We start from the raw sequence: 1,946 nt of genomic DNA, 5'->3' as shown, positions 1-1,946 counted from the left end.
ATCTTTAAGTGATAATAGAATTCGTTAGGAAAACTCCACAATTTTTGTGGCATAAATCATTGCCCCGATTGGTTTACAGCCCATATTGAAAAGTTGTTAGCTAACGTCACAGATTTGAAGGTACTTATGTTTAAAAAATTGATCCTGATAAATATAATTTCTCTCACAATTGTCCTCGCTTCCTCGCCACCAAAACCGGGTGTTAACGCCTCTCAGAAGGTTCAACAATTCACTACGATTATGGCTGCTGATTATCACCAGGGTGGACTTGTTGCAAAAATGCAGCGGATCAAGGAATCCAATATTCAGAACGTGGAAAATGGCAATCGGGATCTCCGGGAAGATGTCTACATGAGTTTCCCTGTCATTTTGGGTTCTTATGCAGATAGTGATGATCTGGATACAGTTAGAAGTATGTTGCAGCAGGAATTGTTTGATGGTCCCTGGCCGTCACCAACCATGGCTGAACATTATGCAGAAATGTCCTATGATCAATTTCACTTATCCGGAAATGTTTATGGCTGGTTTGAGTTAGGCAGTCCAGGTGATTTTTACGAAGGCTCTCAATCAGAACCTTATGATAATGGTTTTAATGGTCCTCCCGGTGGTGCCGGTGAGTTTCTACGTGATGCACTGGATCTGGCTGACCTGGAGATCGATTTTAGCCTGTACGACAATGATGGTCCGGATGGCATTGCCAATTCAGGTGATGATGATGGCTATGTAGATGCCGCATTTTTTGCTCATTCAGGTCGCGGTGGAGAAGGTGGTGGACCCTACATCTGGTCACATCGTTGGGTCTATTCAGGCTGGTGGGGATCAGCTTATCAAACCAATGATACAGGATTCAATGGAACCGCTATCCGGGTCAATGATTATATCATGCAGCCAGCTGTTAGTACGAACGGAGGATTGATCGAGATCGGTGTATTTTCCCATGAATTTGGACATGCCCTGGGTTTACCTGATCTTTACGATACTGATTACTCTTCAGGTGGTGTTGGCAGCTGGTGTCTTATGGCAAGCGGGTCCTGGAGTACACCCTCAAGTCCGACCCACATGTCGGTCTGGTGCAAAGAAATGCTGGGCTGGATCGTGCCGGTTTTCCCCGATGAGAACATAGATGTGCTGGAATTCCTCAATGTAGAGGAAAATGCTTTTGCGGTGAAACTTTGGACCCATGGTGAGTTGGAACCGTTCTCTGGCTATTACAGCCATGGACAGGATGTTGGTCAGGAATACTTCCTCATTGAGAACCGACAGCGAATAGGGACAGAGCAGCATATACCGGGCACGGGGTTAATGATCTGGCATATTGACAATTCTCAGTATACCAATAATAATGAGAACCACAGGATGGTGGATGTAAAACCGGCTGACGGCCATTTCAATGGATCGAGTCCAGGGGATGCCTGGCCAGGTACTACTGACAATCGTAATTTCGATTTTGAGACAACTCCGGCCGCTATTGGTTGGGCTGGTGTCAATACTGAAGTTGCTGTGCTAAATATATCAGATTCTGATTCCACCATGACTGCCGATATTGAAGTGCATGAAGTGAATCCTCACATAAGCATTGTAGATCTGATCGTTAGTGATGAGAATGGTGATAATATCTTCACACCAGGTGAGAATGTACAGATATGGTTGATTGTGGAAAATAGTGGTGGAACTGCCAATAATCTGACAGCAACCTTATCTGCCAACGGGGCTCCAGTTGATATCTATGAAGAGCTCATCGATTTTAATCCCATTGGTTTTATGGCCACGGGTACCTCCAATTTACCTTTTGAGTTTGATGTACATGATACCTTGACCCCTCAAATAGTGACCTTTGATGTTGGTTTTACTTCAGATGAAATTCTGGAACCGGATCGTCACGACCTGATCCTGATGATGGGTTCCCCTGAGGTTGCGATCATTGATGATGATGAGGTTATTAGCGG

At 44.8% G+C, this 1,946-nt stretch carries 1 protein-coding gene; it reads left to right on the top strand.

Translation table 11 applies throughout. From position 1 onward, the window contains the following. Nucleotides 1–126 precede the first annotated feature (126 nt). A partial coding sequence (locus tag U9Q77_12050; protein ID MEA3288090.1) for a M6 family metalloprotease domain-containing protein occupies nucleotides 127–1,946 on the top strand: 1,820 nt, incomplete at its 3' end.

The sequence above is a fragment of the Candidatus Neomarinimicrobiota bacterium genome (assembly GCA_034716895.1).
Classification (GTDB): Bacteria; Fidelibacterota; UBA8477; order UBA8477; family JABMPR01; genus JABMPR01.
Note: the sequence above shows the minus strand (reverse complement) of the source record. Positions and strands in the feature narration are given on the sequence as shown.